A 23309-nucleotide genomic window follows, 5' to 3' on the forward strand; every position below is an offset into this window, starting at 1 on the left:
GTATTCAATTTTCTAAATAATACTTAACGACTCAATAAATCCGACTAGACAAAAACTGTATAGCTATTTTTAAGCTGATTTTTACTAGGCAAAAAATCTAAACATGCTGACAAGTTGATATTTAACTACTAGACTTACCTATCAAAAAAGCCCTTATAAGAGACGTTTAAGACTATATGACATGAACATCATAAATTGGTTCTTCTAACAGATACTGTACTTTAAGGTGTTCTTATGAATTAAAATATTTACAGTTAAAGTTGGGTTCTAATTAGAAACTTATCCTCAATTTTTACAGATTATCCACATTAGACATTAAAATACACACCCGAAATAGGCTACATTTTAGGGTAGATTGGAAGCAATAAAAAAACGGGTCTCTGTTTCCAAAGACCCGTTAGAGTGTTACAAAATATCAGCTTATTTTTTCACCGAAATTCTTTGTTTTAAATCAACACCTTCACCCACAATTCTAATTAAGTAGATACCTGCTGGCAACGTACTTACATTGAATTGATGAGAATATCTAAAGTCAATCTTCGTGTTATAGATTTCTTGACCATTTACATTATACAATGCAACCATATACGTTCCATTAGCAATACCACCTAGGTTAATCACCTCAGAAGATGGGTTGGGATAGATATTCATCTTAGGACCAACTAACTCTTGACCAATTTGTCTTGAAGAAGAAGAACCTGTTGATAAGATCACTTTATCTAAGTTCCATTGCCATGCATTCGAACCTGATGCTACGAAACGAACAGTATGCGTTCCTACAGATAGATTCACAGTATTTGATGCCATTAATGAAGTATATGCATCCCACTGACCGTTATTTGGTACATTATCAGTAGTGACTACATTACCATCAACAAGTACTTGAATTTGAGCGTTATCTGTTGGCGTAGAGATCATATAATTAATATCATACACTCCTGCCGTTGCTACATTTACAGTATATTCAGCATAATCACCTGAGTTCACCCAGTTAATTCCTAAATCATTTACTTTATTTACACCGAACGGAACAAATCCATCGTTATACGTACCACCTGTTGATACAAAATCTTCTGCTTCGATCACTAAAGTGGCACTTCCTCCATTTACAGTTACAGAAGCTGATGCTTGATAATTTCCATCCACAGTAGACACTGTAATTGTAGTAGCACCTGCACTTACAGCTGTAACTAAACCATTATTGTCTACTGTAGCCACTGATGTATTATCCGAAGTCCAAGTCACCGATTGATTTGTTGCATTTGCAGGCTGAACATCTGCAACTAAAGAAGCTGTTTGAGATGGATCTAATGTTAAAGAAGTAGCTGATAGTGTTACCCCTGTTACATTAACATCTCCTCCACCTGAAACAGGATTCAGCACAATCTTATCCAAGTTCCATTGCCAAGCATTCGATCCTGAAGCCACCAAACGAATCGTGTGAGTTCCCGATAATGTCAACTGATGTGCAGAAGTTAATAAAGTATAGTTATCCCATTCTCCATTGTTAGGCACATTATCAGATCCTATCGACTGACCATCTAATTGAATTTCGATAGCAGCATTATCCAAAGGAGTTGAGATATAATAATCTACTCCATAAACACCATTTCCAGTGACTGTATATTCAACATAATCACCTGAATTGACATAGTTAATGCCTAATCCATCTACTTTATTTGCGCCGAAAGGAACGAAACCGTCGTTGTAATTACCTCCGGTAGCTACAAAATCTTCTGCTTCAATAATCAACTGTTCAGGATCCCCCACTTCAGTTACATTTACTGTTGCTGATGCTATGTGATTTCCATCTTCAGTAGTTACTGTAATCGTAGCTTCACCTTGAGATACAGCTGTAACAATACCGTTAGCTACTGTTGCGATAGAAGTATTAGAAGATGACCAAGTTACTGCTTTATTCGACGCATTTGCAGGAAGTACTGTTTCTACTAACTGACCCGTATTTCCAACTACTAGATTTAGTGATGTTGTATTTAGCGAAACTCCTGTTACACCAGTTATCACTGTACTTACTTCAACATTCGCTGATGCTACAAAAGTACCTGAAACTGTTGTTGCTGAAATCACAGCAGATCCATTGGTAACTGCAGAAACAAGACCAGTGTTTGATACCGTAGCGACTGCAGGGTTAGAAGAACTCCATACCACCGATTTATTTGAAGCATTCGTAGGAGCAACTGTAGCCGTTAATTGTTGGCTACCACCTACATTAAGTTGTACATCTGATGGAGAAACTACTACTCCAGTGACTAATACCTCTTGAACAGTTAAGTTTTGTGTTGCTGTAAAACCACTTGCCGTAGCCGTAATAGTTACATTACCTGCTGCAACACCTGTTACTTGTCCACTATTATTTACTGTAGCCACATTTGTGTTAGAAGAAGTCCAAACAATTGAGTTATTACATGGAATTGCACCACCCGCTGTTTGTAGATTAGCCCCTAATGTTAAATTGTTTCCAATAGTAATTGTCGTTGACGAAGCGTTAATAGTTACTCCAGTTACTGCACCACAATCACCTCCTTGGAATGCCAATTGGAAGTAATCCATGTTCCATTGCCAATCTGATGTACCTGATGCTACTAAACCAATAGTTACCGTTCCTTGTGGAAGTGTAACATCTTGATCAAGTGTTACCGCTGCAAACGCATCCCAATCGTTCATTGGTACTTGTTTCGAACCTTGACTTGATCCGTTTACATACATCTCAATAACACCGTCTTCCAAACCTGTACCAGCAAAGAAAGTAGCTCTATACTGTCCTGCTTGAGGTACAAATACTTCGAACTCTACAAAATCACCTGCTTGAACATTATTGATTGCCTGACCTTTAGAAGCTGAGGCTAAATCATAAATTCCGATTTCACCAACTGCACCACCCATTGCCGAGAACGATTCTGCTTCAACCGTTAAAGTTGTACCTACAGTTACAGCACTCGTCGTAGAAACAGCCGGACTAGTCGATGAAGTAGCTGTTAAAGTGACTGTACCTTGAGTAGTAGTAGCTGTAATCACTCCATTAGCATCTACACTTGCAATTGAACCATCAATAGACCAATTGATATCTTTCTCTGTTGTCCATTCGGGAACAAAAACAGGAGTAACTTGGAAGTTCCCTCCAGGGAAAACGGTAATATCAGAAGGAATTTGGATGGATGTAGGCTGAACTACCACTTGGTTTTTCACTTGTACTGTTACTTCTTGATACAAACCACCATCTTGTAAAGTACCTCTAATAACTGTAGAACCTAAAGCAGCACCTGTAATTGTACCATCCACTGAAACAGAGGCAACTGCAGGATTAGACGAAGTCCAAAGTACTGTTTTATCGTAGGCATCAACAGGTAATACTTCAGCAGCAATAGGTAACGTTTGTCCTACTTCCACTTCTCTTAACCAATCCACTAAAGTGATGCTTGATGGTCTGATTCTATCTAAAATAGATAAAGTCGACGTACATTGAGCGACTGTCTGACCACCGTTTAATGCTGTTACTCTTAATGTATAATTACCAATTGATGGAACATTCGATAATGCTAAATCCACAGAAATAAACTCTTTACCTTTCACGTCTGCTACAGTCGAACCACTACCTAATACCGTTGCACCTGATAATAATTCTACTTTCACTTCTCTAGAACCTAATAAGTTCACAGATACATCAAATGTATAGTTTGTATTCCCTGTTACCTCTGATGGTAAAGCATCACAATAGATTTCTTCATCACCAACAATACCTACATTTACAGTCGTCGAAGTCGATTTTCCTCCTACAGTTGCTGTAATCACCGCAGACTCACCAATAATTAAACCTTGAATTTTACCAGTAGAAGCATTTACTGCTACTGCTTCAGGATTTGAACTTGACCAAACTACTTCCTGATCTGTTGCATCTTCAGGAGTAATCGTCACCGTTAATGGAGTATATACATAAAACTCCGCATCTACAGAAGTACCTTCGTTAATACTTACCGATGCCACTGGAGTGGCAGAGAATGGAATAGCATTGATTGTATGTGCTGCTGATACACTACCGTCTGCACTAGTTGCTGTAATTGTTGCTGAACCTGATGTTGCTACCGCTGTAATTACACCAAATTCGTCTACTGTTGCTACAGAAGGATTACTTGATGTCCATGTTAACGCTTTATTCGTCGCATTCTCTGGAGCGAAAGTAGTAGCTAAAGAAGTTTCTTTACCTTGCATTAATTCTTGATCACCACTTAATGATACTGAAGTTAATGCCACTGTATTGACACCACTACGACCTGGCTCTTTTGAGAAATCAAATACTTGGATTTGGGTTGTTGCCCAATCTACCGGAGCATTTGATTGACACTCAATCGTATTATTTGCTTGTAAAAGACCTGCAGGGATATCCAATTCAAGTACACCTAACCATTGGTTTCTTAAATCTTCCATTGCACCTCTCCAGTTGCCATCGTGCTGAATTTCAACACCGTTTATTGATACTTTTACAGAGCTTAAATGCGCCTTGAAGAACGCACCAGAAACTCTTAATGTTGCTTCGTAAGCACCACTTGGCACCACTACATTGTTTACTTGAGTCGTTAATGTAGTACTGTTTTTATGAATCAACTCGCTACCGAATGGATGGAAACCGTCACCGATTTTATCACCCATAAACTTCGTTTCGTTTAATGTCTCGCTCAAGTTCACTGGGTTGGTAAAAGTGTACTCCAATACCATTGTTGCATCGTTCAATAATTTAACTGAACCTGGAGCCGTTTTCACATTAATCACATCCAATGCAGGTTGACCTGCAGTCCCTTTGTTCATATCAAGATATAAGTTCTTAATCATGACATTCTGTACTGGGTTAGCGAAATCATCATACATCGCTAAGTTGATCGTCTTTTCGTTGTCCTCTAAGTTATTCAAAATTAAATACAACTTATTTCCATCCGCGTAAGCATTTACCTGAACATCAGGGTTCGAAGCTTTTGTCTCGATTCTTGTTCCCTTTACATTACTCCACAGCTCAAAGAATTTGATGTACTCCGACCATTGCCAAACACCATTTGCATCCGGCTGCATCATCGCATATGGATAACGTAAGTTTTGATCTGGCGTATCACCCCAAATCGCTTTTGTAGGTGTAAAAGGCATCGATTTTGTAATGTAATCCGGACGCTCCAAGAATTGCATGAACATTGAGTTGAAAGGCTTTAAACACTCCCAATCAATTCTTTTCGAATCAAATCTACCTGGTGTATTTTGAGTGTTATACCCACCGTTTACAGCACCAAATTCAGATACAATCATTTCTTTTCTTGTACCTGTTTTATATAAATCATACCATTCCAAGATATCCAACATGGCTTCTGTATGTCCACCTGCTCTAGTTGCCGAAGGCTTATCATCACCATTTAAATCCCAACCTGGCCAGTCGTAAATATGGATAGAATAGAAGTCCATGTTCTCACCACAAGTATCCATAAAACCCTGCCACATTACATCCCATTGATACCAAGGAGTTGTTCTGTAATCGTTGGCTTCTGAATCCATCATGTTGTGGTAAGTAATTAAACCTTCTCCATCTAAGTATTGATCCAAGTAATTTTCGTCGTAACGAGAAATACCATCTGCTAAATGGAAATCATGAAGTCCCCAAGTCATACCACCTACCTTAGGGCGATTAGGGTTATTTACACCAAAACGCTCTCTGATACCTAAAGCCACAAGATTATGATACTCCCAAATTTTTTCTTGTGATGTACACGTCATATGACCTGTCATCATCGGCATATCCGGCTCGTTAATTACCTCCCAATAGTAAGGCAGTGGCTCACCCGGAGAACCATCCGCTTTACGGAAAAAGTAATCTAAATAGTTTACTACCCACTCTGCTGATACATCAACATCATAAGGTTGCCAACCTGTCCAAGTATTACCATCACCATTCCAGCTTAGCGTTGGATAAGTCGGGTGAGGGTTCGTACCCATAATCATTTCTTTCGATCTTGCTTCGAATTGGTGAGAGTTGAAGTCCTTGTCGTACTCACCTCTTAACCAAGTTCCCAATTCAACCATATGATCCTCTGAGGGCCAATTTGGACGATTAGGATCTTCTTCTGTTGCTGAGAACTTCCAAGTAGCAGAACCGTTATCACGACCAAAATAGGTATCAAGGTCATTCAAAAGATAATCCAACTTGTCTTCTTCACCGTCCCAATCTGTTTCGAAAGCGGTCGCGTGAAGTGTCATGTAATTTTCTCTGTTAAATTCAGAGGCTCCATTTACGGAGTGTTTGATGTTCAAGTTTACGTCTACATTGACGTCTTGTGCATTGGTTGCGAACACACAAGAAACCAACAGAAGAATGAGATAAAATCTTCTGCGGAACATTGTAAAATAGTTCATTTTAAAAGTAATAAATTAACATTTCAAAAAATCGCTCAGTTTGATTTGTTGCTATGAGCGACGTCTAAAGTTTGGAAGGGAATGATTCCCCCTTGGATAATTAAGCTGGTGCGATAGAACACTGTTCTATCCTTGGTTATTCATGCATTTCAAATCATTTAGTAAAACATTCATTTCATAGTTAAGTATAATTGGAAGGTGTACAAGACTTTATAAGTGTATCTTGTACATTCCCAATTTTCGAATGTTTTCTCTAGGCATGAAGATTTTAGACTAGACTATAACTAAATCTTATAAAGTGGCACTCATCTTTAATTTAATTTGATCTGTACAATGGAAGATGAAAATGGCTTACAATAGTCGAATGGATATCAAATAGATAGAAATCAATGAGTTAATCACTAAACAAGGAACTAGATAATGACTCAAATTTGAGAAAAAATTAATAGTGGGATTTTGGGTAAAAAAAATACCTCATATGGATTTTATAAATCATATGAGGTAGGTATTTATATTATCAGTTTGCTTCAACTTGTATATTAGATTCATGTAAATAATTTAATTGGTGATTAGTTCTCTATGGGCTTCTATTAAGAAGTCTCTCCAATAATTAGAAAAATTGTAATCACTATAAAAACTCGGTCACACAACTCACCTCTTTACCGTCAAAGGCTACACCTACTAACATAATTTCTGTTTTGTTGTTTTCTTTTAAAGTGGTTATATATTTTGAATCGTGTATTTGTTTTAGAGCCTCTTTTGCTAATTCCGGCAAGGAAGGAGAACTAGGTCTAAGTTTCTTAAATTCAAGAATCCATCCTCTTTGGTCTTTGTGATCTTTTGGGTAAATCATTAAATCTGCTCTACCTAGACCCGTTTCAGGGTTAGATTTCACAATAAATTTTGAAGATAGATGAGCCATAAGGCCTAAAATAAATGCATGATATACTTTTTCTGGAAGAGACCCACTGTGTTGTACATCATGGAAACTAAAGGAGGAGAGGAAATACTCTGATAATGCCGTTTCAAAATCTAATGCGTTCTGTTCAAGCAAAGCAGTTAGAATTGTGCTTTCACTAACCACTGTTGATTTTGACAATAATCTTTCTAGTAACCTTTCATAAACTGTTTGCACCTCTTCATTGGGTACTTTTAATCCATAAATAACTTTTCTACCATCCGTTTTTTTATAGGTAGATGTTAGATATCCATTAAAAAGTAGTAATCCTAAAACTGTTTCAGCTTTCCCTTTTTCTAGGTCTTGAAAGATAATAGTTTCTTCAATTTCACAATCCATTACCTGACCATCAATAAAACCTGTGAGTTTCTTTTCTAAATCAGCATTAGCATTGGTCAGTAATTCTACGATCAATTCATTGGCTGAGGTATTTACCCAATAAGGTTTAAAACCTTCATCATGTTTGTCAGCAAAATTGATAATAGACCAAGGGTTATACATTTCGGAATATTTACCAATTTTATAACCATTATACCATTTCTTTACTTCTTTAAATGATGTACTGATAGAACAATCTTCTAATAATTTTTGAACTTCTTCTTCCGTTAACCCAAATTTATCGGCACTTTGGTTTTCTAAGACTGTACTCACCACTAAATTATTCAAGCCAGAGAATATACTTTCCTTAGCCACTCTCAAAATACCAGTGATTACACCTTTATATAGATAGTTGTTGTCTTTAAAACCACCTGATAGAAATCCTCGCATAAAAGAAATCATATCATTATAATAACCCGATTCCCAAGACTTAATTATGCATGAATCATATTCATCTATTAAGATGACGACTTTTTTATCATATAATTTGAATAATAATCGGGATATATTTTTAAGAAAATCACCTAAATCTTCAACCTTCCAGTCACTTTTCACTAAGTCATTCAAATCCGATTTTTCAAATGCACTTAACTTTTCTGACGTTAATAATTCTTCATTATCCCTTAACCAAGAGATACATAATTTATATATTTTATAGATAGCACCTTCGAAAGTGTTTTCCTTTATATCTTTTAATGATAGAAAGATTACAGGGTATTGACCTTGTGCCTTCCATGCTTCTGATTTTTTGATTTTTAAATTATCAAAGAGTAAAGCATTTTCTGATGCATTTTTCACATCAAAAAAAGCATGAAGCATTGACATATTCAGAGTTTTCCCAAACCTACGTGGTCTTGGTGTTAATATTGATTTTGCATTACTATTTATAACATCCTCAATAAATAATGATTTATCTACAAAATAGAAGTTGTCTTGTATTACTTCCTTGAAATTTGATATGCCAATTGGAAATTTCTTCATGTGGTAAAGATACTAAATTATTGTTTTGGGGAAATGAATAGTATGATCTTAAAGAATTTAAAAAAATCGTTTATCTAAATTACCCTATTCATTTTTTGATAAATAGATAAAATCATTTCATTAACAATGACTTTAGAATATAGTTGTGATCGTCAATGGGGGGGGCATACTCAATAAGTAAGTAAAAAAGAAAAAAACGGGTTCCCATTTCTGAGAACCCGTTCTAAATTTATAGAGAGAGCAGCTTATTTTTTCACTGAAATTCTTTGTTTTAAATCAACTCCTTCACCAATCACTCTAATTAAGTAGATACCTGCTGGTAATGTACTTACATTAAATTGATGTGTATATCTGAAGTCAATCTTAGTGTTATAAATCTCTTGGCCGTTTACATTGTATAATCCTACAACGTAAGTACCATTTGATAATCCACCCAAGTTAATTACCTCCGAAGAAGGGTTAGGATAGATATTCATTTTCGCTTGAGATCCTGCTACTTCTGCAGCAATAGTTCTTTGAGATGAAGTACCTGTTGTTAAGATGACTTTATCTAAGTTCCATTGCCAAGCATTGCTACCTGTTGCTACGAACTTCACAGTATGTGTTCCTACCGCTAAGTTTACACTTCCTGAAGCATTTAATGAAGTATATGCATCCCACTGACCATTATTGGCAACATCATCTGTAGTTACCACCACTCCATCAACTTGCACCTGAATTTGGGCATTATTTTCTGGAGTAGAGATCAAGTATTCAATATTATATTCACCTGCAGTCGTTACATTGATAGTGTATTCAGCTTCATCACCTGAGTTGACCCAGTTGATACCTAAGCCATCTACTTTGTTCACACCGAATGGAACGAATCCATCGTTATACGACCCTGTAGTTGAAATGAAATCTTCTGCCTCAATAATCAACTGAGCATATCCACCACCTGTTTGTTCTTTAGTGACTGTCACTGTAGCTTCTGCTTGGAAACCACCATCATTTGTAGTAACTCTAACAGTAGTTACACCTTCAGAAACCGCAGTAATCAAACCGTTATCTACCATCGCAACTGATGCATCTAATGAAGTCCAAACTACAGATTTATCTGCAGCATCTACCGGAAGTACAGTAGCTGTTAATTGATCCGTCAATCCTTCATCTAAAGTAACTGTATTCGTGTTCAATGTCACACCTGTTACAGCTACTGGAACCTCCACTTCTTGAGGAGTTAAGACCACTTTGTCTAAGTTCCATTGCCATGTATTCGATCCAACCGCTTGTAATTTAATGGTATGCGTACCACTTAACACTACTTGATGTGCCGATCTTAATACTTGGTAATCATCCCACTGACCATTATTTGGCACATTGTCTGTTCCCGCAGAAACGTTATCTACGAAAATTTCGATAGCCGCATTGTTTTCTGGAGAAGAGATGTAGTAATCAACATCAAATGTACCGTTACCTGTTACAGTGTATTCTACATAATCGCCTGAGTTCACCCAGTTGATACCGATTCCAGCCACTCTGTTCACACCAAATGGAACATTACCATCATCATAAGTACCACCTGTCGTGATGAAATCTTCAGCTTCGATCGTTAGAGGATCAGTGTCACCACCATTTCCTCCACCACCGTTTCCGTTATCACGTACTGTGATTGATGATGTTGCTGTAAATCCACCTTCTTGAGTAGTTACCGTAATAATTGCATTACCTGCTGACAATGCTGTCACTAAACCATTAGTAGATACAGTAGCTACCGTCGGATTATTTGATGCAAACGTTACATTCTTGTTGGCTGCATTCGATGGGATAACATCTGCTGTTAATTGTGCCGTTTGATTCTCATCCAATGTTACCGTTGTTGGTGATAAAGAAACTCCTTGAACTGAATCATCTACTTGACTGTTTACAGTAATTGTTGATGAAGCGAAGAATGTTCCTTCTACCGTAGTAGCTGTAACTACTGCAGAACCTTCAGCAACTGCCGTTACTAAACCATTGCTTGATACCGTTGCTACCGAAGCATCTGATGTAGACCAAACTACCGATTTATTCGATGCGTTTACTGGTAAAACAGTTGCGTTTAATTGTGCCTCTGCTCCTGCTGTCATTGTTACTGAAGTAGGATCTACTGTTATTCCAGTAACATTCACAGCTCTTACTTCAACTTCTTGTGAAGTGGTAAAATTACCTGCATGAGCATAGATTGTTGCAGAACCAATACCAACACCAGTTACCTTACCATTGTTATCTACTGTAGCTACATTTGAATTACTCGATGACCATGTAATTGGCGTAGAACAAGCAGATACTGGTAACAATTGACCTGCAAATGTTGTTGATTCTCCTTGAGCAATTGATGTATTTGATGCTGAAATAGAAACACCTGTCAAATCATCACAAGTAATCTCTCCTTGGAAAGCTAACTGATAATAATCCAAGTTCCAGTTCCATTGTGAGCTACCTGCAGCAACCACACCAATCGTTACATTCCCTGCCGGTAATGCTACATTTTGAGTTAACTGAACTGCACTAAATGAGTCCCAATCATTCATAGGAACTTGTTTAGACCCTTTGCTTTCACCATTCACGTACATCTCAATAACACCGTCTTCTAATCCTGTTCCTGCAAAGAAAGTTGCTTTGTACTCTCCTGCTTTAGGTACAAACACTTCGTATTCTACATAATCACCTGCTTGAACATTATTAATGGCTTTTCCTTTAGAAGCGGATGCTAATTCATAAACAGCAATTTCTCCAGTTGGTCCACCCATGTTTGAGAATGCTTCTGCTTCAATTGTCAATATTGTTCCTACATTACCTGCACTTGTTGCCACTACACTAGAGTTAGAAGCTGATGTTGCTGTTAATGTAAATGTACCTTCAGTACCACCTGCAGTTATTAAACCATTGTTATCTACAGAAACTAAAGAGTTACTTGATGACCAATTGATATCTGTCTCCGTTGTCCATACTGGATCAAATACTGGATTGATTTGTAATTGTCCGTTAGGGAATACTGTTACATCAGAAGGAATTGTAATCGAAGTAGGTTGAACAACCACTTGTGATTTCACTTGAACAGTAACCTCTGCCACTAAACCTCCATCTTGAGTAGTCGCTCTAATGACTGATGAACCAAGTCCAAGACCTGTTACTGTACCCTCACCGTTTACGTTGGCCACTCCTTGATTAGAAGAAGTCCATAATACGTTTTTGTTATAAGCATTTGATGGTAAAACTTCTGCTGTCACTGGAAGTGTCTGACCAATTTCTACTTCTCTCAACCAATCGATGATGGAGATACTAGATGGTCTGATTTGATCCAACATGGTTAAAGAAGAAGTACATTGAGTAATCACCTGACCACCTGAAACGGCAGTTGCTCTTAAAGTATATTGACCTACAGCAGGAACAGATGCAAGGTTTACATCTACCGATACTGTTTCCTTACCTTTTACATCTGCAGATGTCGTTCCTGTACCTAAAACAGTACTTCCGTTCAATAGCTCAACCACTACATCTCTTGCACCTAATAGGTTCACGTTTACATCAAATGTATAGTTTGTATTACCCGTTACCTCTTGAGGAAGTGACTCGCAATAGATTGTTTCCTCACCTACAATTCCTACGTTTACAGTAGTCGAAGCAGTATAAACTGTGCCATTATCATTAATTGTTGCTGTAATCACTGCAGACTCTCCGATTGCAATACCATTGACTTTACCTGTTTCAGGATCAACAGTAACCGCTTCCTCGTTAGAACTTGACCAAACCGGTTGGTTGTTCGTTGCATCCGCTGGAAGAACATTTAAAGTAAGTGGAGTAGTTACATAGAAATCCACATCCAGTGTACCGCCTTCTGCAATTGAAATACTTGATACTGGTGTATCAGCATAAGGAATGGCTGAAATAGTGTGTGTCGCTACATGGCTACCATCTTCTGAAGTAGCAGTAATCGTTGCCGATCCATTGGTTGCCACTGCTTCAACAACACCCAATTCGTTTACTTTAATTACTCCGTTATCACTTGATGTCCAAGTTAAGTTTTTGTTTGTTGCATTTGCTGGAGAGAAGTTAGCTGTTAAACCTAACGTCTTTCCATACATCAATTCTTGAGTACCTTCAATAGATACACCTTCTAAAGCAATGGCATCAGCAGCACCTCTACCTGGCGCTTTTGAATAATCCCATACTTGAATCTGAACCGTTGCATATTCTACTACATTACCTGCTTTACAAGTAATGACATTGTTTGCTTGTAAGTATTCTGAGGGGAAAGGGATTTCTAAAACACCGAACCATTTGTTATGTCCTTCGTTTTCTGTATCACCTCTAACGTTACCATCATAATCTACCGTATTTCCGTTGATCGTGATTACAGGTACACCTACGTGAGAAGAGAAGAAATCTCCCGAGATTCTGATTTGTGCTTCGAATGCTCCTGATGGAACTGTTACGTTATTTACATTGGCTGTTAAAGTACCATCACCTACAGTTGTGTGAATTTTATCACCTCCCGTTGGAGTTGATCCTGTACCTAACTTTTCGCCCATGAACTTGTATTCTTTGTTGGTCTGATCCAATACCAAAGCACTTTCGAATACATATTCTAATACCATTGTCGCATCTGCTTCCAACACTACTTTTCCTGGTGCTGTTCCTAAAGTTTCTCTAGCAATATGAGGAACTCCAAATGCTCCTTGGCCTAAATCAAGGTATAATTGCTTAGTGTTAACTGCAGTTACTCTGTTAGCATAATCTTCGAAGAAGTTAAGGTTTACTGCCGTTTGTGTTTGATTCAAGTTATTCAGAATCAAGTACACTTTATTACCATCCACATAAGCATCTACCTGTACATCTTTGTTGTGTGTTTTTGTATCTACACGAGTACCTTTTACATCACTCCATAATTCGAAGAAACGAACAAAACCTGTCCACTCATAGTCGCCATCACCATCGATATCGTCTAGCATTTTATATGGATAACGCGAAGTGATATCACCATTAGCATTCACGTGGTCACCCCAGTGTGCTTTTGTTGGTGTAAACGGCATCGATAAAATAATATGAGAAGGACGCTCTAAGAATTGCATCAACATAGAGTTGAACGGCTTTAAGTTTTCCCAGTCTCTTCTGTGTGGATCTGCATCCGGCATGTTATGGATATAGTGACCAGAAACGGCACCATATTCTGACATCACAATGTCTTTTCTTTCTCCAAATTTATGGTAATCGTACCATTCTAGGATATCCAACATGGCTTCTGTGTGACCACCTCTACGGATATGGCTAGATGGCGTTTCCCATGAAGGCCAATCGTAAATATGTACCGCATAGTAGTCCATGTTATCACCACAGTGATCGATGAATCCCTGCCACATTACGTCCCACTGATACCAATCATTTTGTCTGTATTGAGCATATTGGTCAGCAACTGCTTCAGCAGGAACTCCCCAAGACTCAGCTAACGATGCAGGGTATCGGCTTGTCCAATCCAACATATGGAAATCGTGCATACCCCAAGTTAAACCACCGATTTTTGGTGCTCTTGCTCCTAATTTCTCTTTTACTTTTTGAGCCACTAAGTTATGGTACTTCCACACGTCATCTAGGTTGGTCCAACACATATGACCTGTCATCATTACCATATCGATTTCGTTCACTACTTCCCAGTAGGTTGGCATTGGCTCACCCGATTGACCAGGATTGTCTTTAAAGTAGTTATCTAAGTATTGTACTACCCACTCTGCAGAAGTCTCCACATCTTTTGGTTGCCAACCTGTCCACGTAATACCGTCGTCGTGCCAGCTTAATGTAGGATAAGTAGAATGAGGGTTTGTACCCATAATCATTGGGCCTTTGTATTCCCATTGATGTGCTAGATACTCTTGGTCGTAGATTCTTTTTAGACGATCTGCCTCGCCTACCATCCAGTCTAAATCTGGCTTGTTTGGTCTGTTAGGATCTTGTGGAGTATTGTTAAACTTCCATGTTGCAGAACCGTTGTCACGGCCGAAGTACACATCTAAGTCGTTTATCAAATACTCTCTTTTGTCTTCTTCCCCAATCCAATCTGCATCCGTTGGCGTTGAGTGAATAATCATGTGACGTTCACGTCCGAAGTCGGAAACACCATCCACAGAGTGAACAATGTTCAAGTTTACATCCACATCCACATCTTGTGCTTGCACTCCATAGGTACATGAAAGCAAGGCAAGTACAGCGAGATGCTTCTTACACTTGGTAAAATAGTTCATTGTAAAATTCATTTCATGTTAAGTATAGACAATGATTCGTTTGTATCGATTGCCCAATACAACTTGTTTTAAATAATAGTTCACTGATAGCTAGCTGTAACTATCTCATAATATGTTAGCTTGAGTTGTATACACTCAGCTTGTTAATAAAAATCTGACCTATGCGTAAGCCAGAACAAAAACGATATACATCCTTATCAGAATATATTTTCAAATAACTAAACTATTGCCGGCAGTACATTTTAGTTATTTGTGTTGTAAATAACCGCTTGGGGCATGTGGGGTTCGCAATCACTTACAAAAAAGTGTACACACCCTAAGCGGCTTATCTACAGGGGTAAATTTGAGTACTAGCCTTATTGTAATCAATGTCGTTAACTAGACAAAAACTGTATTGTACGTATTTTAGACACTTATAAGCAACCTGTTTGTCTGACAGAATGAAATTTAAACATAGTATACCACTAGACAACAAAGCTTAAAATCGACCATTTCGACTATATAGAGTGCCTTTATTTTTTGTTTAGTCTAAAAATAGACAAAACAAACAGTCCTTTTCATTTTTGTCAAAAAAAACTAAAATGTCGAGAAATTTATTTTACAAAAATTATAAATCGGCACCCCATGTCTAGTCATATATTAATGGTATTTGTTAATTGTTTAGGTAATGTTAAGCCCAAAAAAGGCATAGATAATTGATTCACCTATGCCTTTTCATCATTTATACCCTATGATTTTTTACAAAATCAATATCATTTAGTATCTGTAATTAATTTCTGAATTACCTGAAGTTGTAATTTCAGTGTTTCTAATTCTTCCTTATTTTCCATGCTTTGCTGCAGTTCTGCTTTAAGTGTCTCATTTTGTTCTTCTAATGCTTCTACTTTTTGATTTAGCTCTTTGATTGCTTCAATCAGCACAGCTACAGTTTGAGCATAATGCACAGACTTCATACCTTTATTATCTTCCACAACTAGCTCGGGATATACTTTTTCTACCTCTTGTGCAATGACGCCTATTTGTCTCTCTGAACTAAAGGATTTTTTAGGAAAATCGTTTACTCTATAATGATAAGATACCCCATTTAACTGCATTACTTTTTCTAATGATGAGGACAAGGGTTGAATATCTCTTTTGTATCGAATATCTGAATCTATCAATGAAAAGTCAGAATAATGATCTAATTTTAGTTCTCCCCCACTTTCTGATCTTAATATCAATTGTGCAAACTCACCTCCATTATTTCCTTTTACAATATTTAATTCCCCCAACTTACCATAATCGTTTTTACCCACTTTAAACGATGAACTATTAATAAAGGTGTTGTATCCGTTTTCTGTATCGTTAATGTAGAAATTCTGAGGGTTGATGACTACAGTCTTTTCTTCTGTACCATTTTTCATGTACAGATTTCCCATTTCTACATCTTTGTGCGTAATAATCTCTGCTGTAAATAACTGACTATTATCAAAGTAGTCTGTAGCATTTAAATGGATTTGAGGAAAATTATTGTCCCAATCTTTAGTGTTAATCCCTGCCACAGTACCATTCTTTGAGGTATGCCAGAAACCATACGCTTCAATTCTTGAATTTTGAATATTGTCGCTGTTTAAGAAATGACCTACACCAAACTCTACGGGGTTACTCTCTTCCTGATATTCATAAGTCTCCATGGCCACAAGTGGAGTATTTTTCATTTTATAGCCTTCCAGATGAAAGAAGGGCAAGCTTTTTTCTTCCCAAACTTTAAAACCGGTACCTACCCATCCGCCATGATCACCGTAAAGAGATAATAGACCACCGGTTTTTCCTTCCACACCAAAAGGTGCTAACCATGCTTTTCTTTTTCCTAAACTATCGTACAAATACAATTGACCATGGTTATTCGCATTCACCTTTAAGTCAACTTTTTGTAAACCATCTTCTGAAAACATCTGCAAGCGGTTATCTGTCGAATTGGCCAATAAAGGACGTTTGTAGGTCTTCTTTATACTTTTTGCTTTTGGTAGTTTTATAGTGATCAACTCCAATGCAATACCATTCACAGAAACATAAAGTTTTGCTTCATTATTTGCATCAAAAAAATGTTCATAAAGTGGATTTTCTTCCCCTAAGTTGATATGAAATTTTCCATCATCAATATTTACATCTTTATGCTCCTCAGACCAAATACTACCTATAGCAAAATAAAAATCACGTTGTCCATTTACTTTCTTCCCTTTTTCTATGATTTGCCCGCTATATTCAACCGTTTGTGCTTTTACCTCAAATACCATCAAGCAGATGAATAAGAAGCCTAATAGTTTATTATTTAACATATTTGGGTTAATATTCAATTTTAAGAATCAATCTTTTAAGTAACAGTCCCTTAATTTAGATATAATTCTACCAAAAGTATATTTTTTTAGATGTTTTTTTGGTAGATCACCACATCAAGGATTTTCCCAAACTTTTCTCCTACTTGTTTTAAGTGTGCTGATTTTTCGTAGCCATGCTTTTCAAATAATCGAATGCTTCCTATGTTATTACCCGTAATTACGGCCATCAACACTTTAATTATTCCACCTTCTTTTGCCTTGTTTTCTAAGAATTCTAGGGCATACTGACCAATTCCTTTTCCCCATGCCTCTTTTTTTAAATACACGGTTAATTCAGAGGTTCTATCATAGGCTGCCCTCGGTTTAAAAAAGTTGAGGTACATGTAACCGACCACTACATCATTTTCCCAAATTAAATAAGAAGGGTATCGATCATTATCAATGGGTAAGAAAGTCTGTAAATCCTCTTCTTTTAAATCTTCAGTATGAAAAGTGGCTGTTGAATGATTTACATAATAATTATAGATGTCTTTCACTACCGAAAGATCCTCTAATTGAAGTCGTTTAAAAGAAATTTGTCTCATAGTTATAGTTGTTATGTTATAGTTTTTAATAGGTTTTGGAGATTCAGTTTTATTGATTCCATCTGTAATTTAGCTTTTTCTTTGTGTTCATTCAACAATGCAGGAGCCAATCGACCGTATTTATCTTGGGTTTCTTGCATCTGATTAAGATTATCCCAGTAAATAGCATATTTGCTGATTTCTTTTTTTATAGGTTCTAGTTTATCACTTGGAATAGAATCTACATCTTTATTGATGATAAAAGATACCTTTTCAATTTCTGATAGAGCTTGAAACTCTATGAGATCGTTACTATTTGTACTTTCTTTAACAATCTCCACCTCTTGTTTTCGGCGTTTGTTTATCCAAACTTTAAAAACCACCATTAAGATGATTAACAATAGAATGATTACCCAATGCATAGGGTTATTCTCTTGTATTGGGTTTAGACCTTGGAGTAAAAGCATTTAAAGTCTTAAAGTTATGATAGTGTAAATCGCATCTATTAATTGTATTACAATAATACATCGTTTTTTTATAAAAAGAAGGATTTACTCCTCTGAATTTTTAATATGCATTAATAAACATCTCTCCAGTACTCCCCAATTTATATTTTTTATCCCAAGGTATCTTATACATTGTGTCTTGTACATTATGTTCTTCTCTAAGACGCTTAAATTCCCTATTCAATTCTTTATCAGACACATGAGGTGTTAAGGCAAAAACAAAAACGACCTCATTTCCCAATAAATTACTCGTATATGTCCAAAAGAGTTGATCCATTTCTTGATTAGGAAAACTCATCCATTGGGTGATTATTTTAAATGGTAGATCGACTTGAACTAAATCTAAAAATTTTGTTGCCGGACGTATCGCAAAATATTTTTCCTGATGATGATACCCTTTCCAAGCACTCGTAATTTGTGGTTTTCCTTTTCCTACGGTTTTAGTAACTGTATGATTCTTAAATTTATAGCTTTTACCTTCTACCCAATCGTTACTTTCCCAAAACACTTCTGTATTAGTTTGCTTTCTATCGCTACTACCCACACAATACCATGTCTTTTGCATTATTTGATTTAGATTTTCTGAGGCTTTCATCATACGTTCGGCAGTCCACAGATTAGAGTATTTACTTTTGATCATAGATAACAAGTAGTTTTCAGGTTTTATAGGTTTGCTGCCTTTTGATGACAGACACACTACATAAAATAACCAAAAGTTTTTGATGATGTTTTCTTTTCCCTAAAATCGCCAATCGATTCTTATTTAATTTAATTTTTTAGCTATTTCGTTTGTTTCACTGATTTACAGTACATCAAAAGTTAAATCCTAAGATTAAAAAATTTACAATTGTCAACTATATATAATCTACTTGGTTCAATACTTTTTCACTTAGTTAATTTCATCTTATTTTTAGCCTTCACTACCACTACTTCGTACTACCACTTATATCCGTGTTAGGTAGTTTGAATTCTAACTCTTTATGAGAAATTTTAGTTAATCTAAAGCCTGCATCAATTATAAGTTTTGTCCAAGTTTCCTGATCTGCTGTAGATAAATCTGCATACACTGCAGGATGAGCTGATTTTAAAGGTTGAAAGTCTACTTCTATTTCAGGGTAAATGACATACCTTCTATTTTCTAACTTTAATCGTCCTTTGTATTCCGCAATCTGAAAACTGTTCCCCGTAAAGTAATCTACCATACCAGTACCTTTAATCTGAATAATGATAGGTTGCCTAGGGATATTGTTTTCCTTCATTTTAGTCAATATTTCCTGCTCCTTTCTTTTCTGATTTTCTAAGGCTACTCTTTCTCTGCCCTTTTTTGTTTGTTTTGTATTGGCATATTTGATCTTACCCGATTTCAACCATTTTACAGTTTTGGGCTTATGATAATCTACATAGGTGGTTTTGTATCCACAACTGCTGAAGATCATTAATAGGGTTATTAAGTAAAGAAATTTTTTCATCGTTACAGCGTAATTATTTATACAAATAGCAACCTTTTTATTTTACTTCAAATCCGACATTATTAATAACTGTTAAATATTAACCAAATTCTTTAAATCGCACAATGTTATTTTACAACTCATCACTCTATTAAATTTTATTGACACATTAACAAAGTCTTTTTCTATATATTTGTATTGGGTAAAGAATCATAGATATTAAGTATCTATAAAACATTGACTCCCCTTCATTTATTTTAAATGAAGGGGTTTTTTATTTAATATAAAAAACACACGTCTTTACCTCTACTAGAATTTGAAAGAGTTTCCTCCTTTTTAAATCAAAAACTTCTTTTCCTTCATTTAATATTGCATGTAACAAATACATATCATCTTCAATATTTTATATTTCTCCTTATTTATATACAATAAACATTTGGTCATAGCTTATTTATTCAAACAATAACATTCGTTATCAAAAAATAAAGTGATCTCTTCTTCTAGTTGAAATAAGTATATGAATCAATCTGCTTTTATCAATTATGAAAAAAATACTTTTACTATTCTCATTGCTATTTATTTATGCTTCTGCTTCACATGCTCAGTTAGTTATTGTTGTTCAAGCAGTCGCCTCTTCCATTAAAGCTCCGAACTCTTTAGATAATGTCACCTTCTATCATAAAAGTGGAGAAACGACTACTTTACCTATCCGTAAGGTCAAAAAGAAAATGGAAATTCAGGATTTTGATAGTGTTAAAGTACAGACTGTTTATGCTTTAGAACGCGTTCAAAAAATTTACGGTAGCTCAACCAATACTTCTGATATTCCAGAGGATGCATTGTATTATGCCCATACAAAACGATATAGAAATGCACGTATGTCTAGTTTATTCGCCGCTTCAGCTTGGTCGCTTAGTTTATTAAATCCTTATTTCTTGATTGTTGCTCCTCTCCCTACGCTTCAGGCGTTAAAAAGAGACAAAGGAGTCGATAAGAAGTATGTGATGAACGGTAAAGAATGGCGAACATTCAAAAAAGAATATAAGGTGCATATCAAGAATCATAAAAATAAATCTCAAGCATCTGTAGTAGAAGCTGATAACGTTCCTTCTACCTCATCTTCTGAAAAAAATTACACGATCTAAATATTAACATTAAATTGTTTATTATTTTATCAATTGTTTATATATTTGTCATATATAAACATAATGCAATAAGGTATAGTGCATTATTTTCTATTCTTTTCCCCGAAGGTCCATATTACTTGAAGGCATAATATGTAGTATTTAGATCTTAAAAAATGAATAACTTTGATATTTCCTCAGATGAGGGGTTTGAACAATTTGATGTAGACAGAGGAGTAAAAAAAGGTTTTACAGAAGAGTATTTTAATGCTAGTGGTTTTCCAAGTCCTGCACAAGAATACGCTAAAAGTGATATTTCTGCTGACGATATTATAGACAGAGGTTACAATACATTCTTTTGTAAAATGGAAAAAACGATACAGGAATGGCGTTTTTTTCAGGGAGATTTTATTGTGGTATCTAAAGGAGCCCACCTAAGTCCTCACGACTTCTTTATTGGATGGTATAAAAATGAATTTAGAGTACTAAGAATGGGGCACGAAGGCTTCTGGGTAACGCCCAGGCAATTCTCCAAAGAAACAGTAAAAGTATGGGGAAAGGTGACTCACGCTATTGTCTCATTTTCTCCGTCGATACCTAAATAAGGAGTAAGTATTTTTGACTTATAGGGACATTGCACTCACCGAATATCACGGATGAGGTAGTGCAACGTCCCTACAAGTCAATTAACTTTTTCTTCCTAAAAAGACATTCACTCCTTTAGGTTGAGGATTACCGGAGATACGTCTCCAGCTTACAATCTGACCAACATGCGTCAATGCATCAGCAATTTGTCCGTTAAGTAAATACCAAAAAGGAAAGCTCTGTGCCGATCCCATATAATTATAATTTTCGAGATCTTCGTCGGGCATTTCTCTTAGACGATCGCTTAAGTCTTTATAAAGTATCAAGGTCTCTTTTCTTAATTCGATATAAGAAGAAAGGTCTTTTTTTGTAGCGTTTCCACCTAATACTTTATTGGCGGCAAAAGCCAAGTCATAAATATGACCTAATAACTCTAAGGTGTTTCTACTGTCTTTTTCTGGACGAAAGTCAATATCTTCAGTTCTTAAACCTTCAGTACCCCAATAATATCTAAAGCCTAAGCCATCGATCATTCTGCTAATGATATTGGTACTGTTTATCTCTTCTGGTAGAGGTGGTATAGATTGATAAGGTAATTCTGTCATTTATTTCATTTTTAACTTGAATTCGAAAAAAAAATCGCTTGTAGTTAGGCGATGTGCGAAAATAGTTTTTTCTAATGATTAAATATAATTATTTAATCATTTTAAATTCATTTAAACAAAAACACCTAACTAACTGGTTTACAATGAATTTATTAACATCAAATGTTATGATAGGGCGAAAAATACCGTTAATTTGTAATTCTGAAGTATTAAGATGACTTCGTTCAAAAACAGTTTACATCATCTTTTCACACCCATATATTAAATAAAACTCTCATTATGGAAATTACTATTAACCAAAAAAACTACGTGTTGTTGTTTGATCATCAATCAGAATTAAATGCTAGCAGACAGTATTTAGCTTCCACGAACGGTAAAATTTGTTCTCGTTTAAGTACGTTTAGGTATGACGTAGGTGAACCTCTACCAGAAGGAGGTGCTATTGAGCAAATAATCACCTTCGAAGAAATGAACTCTCAGATTGAAGAAATCCTAGAGAGCCAACCTAAAAGACGTCGTAAAAAAGCTGACGCTTAAAGAGAGAACAAAACATTCCATTACCGTGGGATGTTTTTTTTATGTAAAAAGCTCATTTAAATTATGTATATTGGTTATAGGTCAAAGAAATAAACTATGAAAACCATTCTTACCCTCTTTATTCTATTTCTATCTACTTCAATATTTGCACAAATTGGTGTTTTTAACCACGAACAAAAAGCAGTGAAGAAAAAAGATATTTCCCAGAAGAAGCTGCAAGGCTTAACAGGTCAGAAATACAATTATGAGGAGTCTATTGCTATTTTAGAAAAGTTTATGGGATACAACAAGGAAGGTAAAACAGATTACCTTTATAATTATCATACAGGTGAAATAGAACTTTATCTTGATAACAATTTTAAGACCATGGAAGTGATGAATTATGAAATCACTAGAGAGTTAACCAACGTCTATTTTATTATAAATGATAAACTGAAGTTACAAGGCGTTTATTATAACAATAGTGGAGAAACACTTGATATTAGAACGTACGAAAAAGATAAAAACTCAGATAAATGGAACTTGGTGATAACGGATGAAGATGTGAAACGTTTGAAATAAAATGAAAATAGATTTTAAATGAAAAGTCTGCTAAGCATACACTTAGACAGACTTTTTTGTTTATCAAGAATTGGTATGTAATT

13 protein-coding genes are annotated in these 23309 nt (G+C 35.9%); 4 read left to right on the forward strand and 9 right to left on the reverse strand.

All coding sequences use genetic code 11. From position 1 onward, the window contains the following. Positions 1-420: 420 nt before the first annotated feature. The 8 genes from KMW28_RS22110 to KMW28_RS22145 form a co-directional block, all read right to left on the reverse strand. Positions 421-6405, reverse strand: a complete 5985-nt coding sequence (locus KMW28_RS22110) for an Ig-like domain-containing protein (RefSeq protein ID WP_169662202.1) — start codon at positions 6403-6405, stop codon at positions 421-423. A gap of 628 nt (positions 6406-7033) precedes the next feature. After that, positions 7034-8722: an AAA family ATPase gene (locus KMW28_RS22115; protein ID WP_169662201.1), complete on the reverse strand. Its 1689-nt coding sequence runs from the start codon at positions 8720-8722 to the stop codon at positions 7034-7036. A gap of 245 nt (positions 8723-8967) precedes the next feature. Beyond that, the gene (locus KMW28_RS22120; protein ID WP_169662200.1) at positions 8968-14979 is read right to left on the reverse strand and encodes an Ig-like domain-containing protein; all 6012 of its coding nucleotides are present in this window, start codon (positions 14977-14979) and stop codon (positions 8968-8970) included. Between the two features lie 752 nt (positions 14980-15731). After that, a complete protein-coding gene (locus tag KMW28_RS22125; protein WP_169662199.1) occupies positions 15732-17297 on the reverse strand; it encodes a tail fiber domain-containing protein in 1566 nt (521 codons plus the stop codon). Between the two features lie 86 nt (positions 17298-17383). Continuing rightward, on the reverse strand, positions 17384-17881 hold the full coding sequence (locus KMW28_RS22130) for a GNAT family N-acetyltransferase (RefSeq protein WP_169662198.1): 498 nt from the start codon (positions 17879-17881) through the stop codon (positions 17384-17386). Positions 17882-17892: 11 nt separating this feature from the next. Then, positions 17893-18327: a hypothetical protein gene (locus KMW28_RS22135; protein ID WP_169662197.1), complete on the reverse strand. Its 435-nt coding sequence runs from the start codon at positions 18325-18327 to the stop codon at positions 17893-17895. A 100-nt stretch (positions 18328-18427) separates the two neighbouring features. Then, positions 18428-19006 (reverse strand): hypothetical protein, encoded by a 579-nt coding sequence (locus KMW28_RS22140; protein ID WP_169055556.1) that lies wholly within the window; start codon positions 19004-19006, stop codon positions 18428-18430. Between the two features lie 286 nt (positions 19007-19292). Further along, on the reverse strand, positions 19293-19835 hold the full coding sequence (locus tag KMW28_RS22145; RefSeq protein ID WP_158297961.1) for a hypothetical protein: 543 nt from the start codon (positions 19833-19835) through the stop codon (positions 19293-19295). Positions 19836-20356: 521 nt separating this feature from the next. On the opposite strand from KMW28_RS22145, the gene KMW28_RS22150 reads away from it, so the two are divergent. Both KMW28_RS22150 and KMW28_RS22155 read left to right on the forward strand, forming a co-directional pair. Continuing rightward, positions 20357-20959, forward strand: coding sequence for a hypothetical protein (locus tag KMW28_RS22150; RefSeq protein WP_169662196.1), 603 nt, complete (start codon positions 20357-20359; stop codon positions 20957-20959). Between the two features lie 155 nt (positions 20960-21114). Beyond that, positions 21115-21543: a LexA family protein gene (locus KMW28_RS22155; RefSeq protein ID WP_066216632.1), complete on the forward strand. Its 429-nt coding sequence runs from the start codon at positions 21115-21117 to the stop codon at positions 21541-21543. A gap of 81 nt (positions 21544-21624) precedes the next feature. On the opposite strand, the gene KMW28_RS22160 is transcribed toward KMW28_RS22155, so the two are convergent. Further along, positions 21625-22128 (reverse strand): DinB family protein, encoded by a 504-nt coding sequence (locus KMW28_RS22160; RefSeq protein WP_169662195.1) that lies wholly within the window; start codon positions 22126-22128, stop codon positions 21625-21627. A 279-nt stretch (positions 22129-22407) separates the two neighbouring features. On the opposite strand from KMW28_RS22160, the gene KMW28_RS22165 reads away from it, so the two are divergent. Both KMW28_RS22165 and KMW28_RS22170 read left to right on the forward strand, forming a co-directional pair. After that, positions 22408-22665 carry a hypothetical protein gene (locus KMW28_RS22165; RefSeq protein ID WP_169662194.1) on the forward strand — a complete coding sequence of 86 codons (258 nt, stop codon included), beginning with the start codon at positions 22408-22410 and terminating at the stop codon, positions 22663-22665. A 96-nt stretch (positions 22666-22761) separates the two neighbouring features. Then, positions 22762-23226, forward strand: coding sequence for a hypothetical protein (locus KMW28_RS22170; RefSeq protein WP_169662193.1), 465 nt, complete (start codon positions 22762-22764; stop codon positions 23224-23226). The last annotated feature ends 83 nt before the right edge of the window (positions 23227-23309 follow it).

The sequence above is a fragment of the Flammeovirga yaeyamensis genome (genome assembly GCF_018736045.1).
Taxonomy (GTDB): Bacteria; Bacteroidota; Bacteroidia; order Cytophagales; family Flammeovirgaceae; genus Flammeovirga; species Flammeovirga yaeyamensis.